Raw genomic sequence first — 1,577 nt, forward strand, 5'->3', positions numbered from 1 at the left:
ACCCGCGAAGACGTCCGCACACAGCTCGCAGCGACGCTGCGGCGCATGGTGGCCGACGGCACCCCGCCCGACGTCATCACCTTCGCCGGCAACGGCGAGCCGACGATGCACCCCGAATTCGAAGCCGTGATCGGCGACACGATCGCCCTGCGCGACGAGCTGTGCCCCTCGGCCAGGGTTTCCGTGCTTTCGAACGCCACGCAGCTCCACCGCGAGGGCGTGCGCCGTGCCCTTCGCAGCGTGGACAACAACATCCTCAAGCTCGATTCGGCCTTCGACGCCACGGCACGCCTGATAAACAATCCCCAGAGCCCGGCCTATTCCGTACGGAGGGTCGTCGATCAGATGAAAGGCTTCGACGGGCACCTGACCGTGCAGACGATGTTCCTGCGCGGGGAGTTCGACGGGCAGCGGGTCGACAACACCACCGAAGAGGAGGTCGCGGCATGGCTGCGCCTGATCGGCGAAATCCGCCCGCGGCAGGTCATGGTCTACTCGCTCGACCGCGACACCCCGTGCCGGACGCTCGAAAAGGTGCCGCGCGAGGAGTTGCGGGCCATCGCCACCCGCGTCGAGGCGCTCGGCATCCCCTGTTCCGTAGCATAAACCGCACCGCACCATGAAACACCTCCTGCTGCTCCTGTCGCTTGCGGCCGGCTGTACGGCCGCCGCACAGAAGCGCCCCGCAACGGGCGGACTGTCCGCTTTACAGGACAGCATCTGGCAGTGGGCGGCAGACAACAAGGCTACCGATCCGGTCGCAAACGCCATCTACGCATCGGCGGTCAACGAACCGGACGGGGTCATAGACGTACACATGATCCGTGCCGACACGGCGATGAAAGCCCGCTTCCGCCGCCGCGTGCACGACAGCCCCCTGATCCGGCTCCACGGGTTCGACCCCGACACGACACCCTATCCGCCCGCACCCGAAGGGGCTGCCCCGCCGGATGGGCTCACGATGGAGGCCGAATACGCATTTTATCCCGCCTGCACCGAACATATCCGGCTCACAATCCGCCACAAAGGCGATTCGACGGTATATTTCGGGAGCGACTACACCGTCTGCCGCTTCCAGCACGGACGGTGGGAAACGCTGCCCGTCGTCAATGCGTGGAACTCACTGCTGACCGGCATCGGGCCAAACAACCTGTCCCGCACCGAAGTACCGCATCCGGCACCGACCGCCGAATACACCTACGGGTTCACAGCCCGGCTCGCACCCCGCATCTACCCGGCCCGGTATGCGCGTTACCGTATCTGCAAACAGGTGTACAAGACCTGTCCATACCGTTCCTACCTGCTCACGACCGAGTTCACGGTGACGCCGTTCGTCCCGTTCACCCGCTTTGCGGAACCGGCGCAGGGGCAGGACATCCAATTTTGATCCACAGCCATGCAAATACTCCTTTCCTGCGCCAAAACGATGGCCGAAAACAAGCCGGCCGAAATCCCCCGAACGACCCTGCCGCGTTACGCCCGCGAGGCCGCGGAGCTGGCACTGCAGCTAGCGACGCTCACCACCGAAGAGCTGGAACGCATGCTGCGCACCAACCGGCAGATCGCCGCGACCAACC

General features: G+C 65.0%; 3 protein-coding genes. All 3 read left to right on the forward strand.

Annotation, left to right across the window (positions count from 1 at the left end; translation table 11 throughout):
- Positions 1 to 606 (forward strand): radical SAM protein (locus tag QVP03_RS13650; RefSeq protein ID WP_288210843.1); only part of this gene is annotated, 606 nt, incomplete at its 5' end.
- A gap of 13 nt (positions 607 to 619) precedes the next feature.
- Positions 620 to 1,387, forward strand: a complete 768-nt coding sequence (locus QVP03_RS13655) for an immunoglobulin-like domain-containing protein (RefSeq protein ID WP_022333943.1) — start codon at positions 620 to 622, stop codon at positions 1,385 to 1,387.
- 9 nt (positions 1,388 to 1,396) lie between these two features.
- The coding region (yaaA, locus tag QVP03_RS13660) for a peroxide stress protein YaaA (RefSeq protein WP_288210844.1) at positions 1,397 to 1,577 on the forward strand (181 nt) is incomplete at its 3' end.

The sequence above is a fragment of the Alistipes sp. CAG:29 genome (assembly GCF_000435435.1).
Taxonomy (GTDB): domain Bacteria; phylum Bacteroidota; class Bacteroidia; order Bacteroidales; family Rikenellaceae; genus Alistipes; species Alistipes onderdonkii.

Bases quoted from the DNA above. Each gene is read 5' to 3' on its own strand.
- QVP03_RS13655 (WP_022333943.1), top strand. From the start codon at position 620: ATGAAACACCTCCTGCTGCTCCTGTCGCTTGCGGCCGGCTGTACGGCC.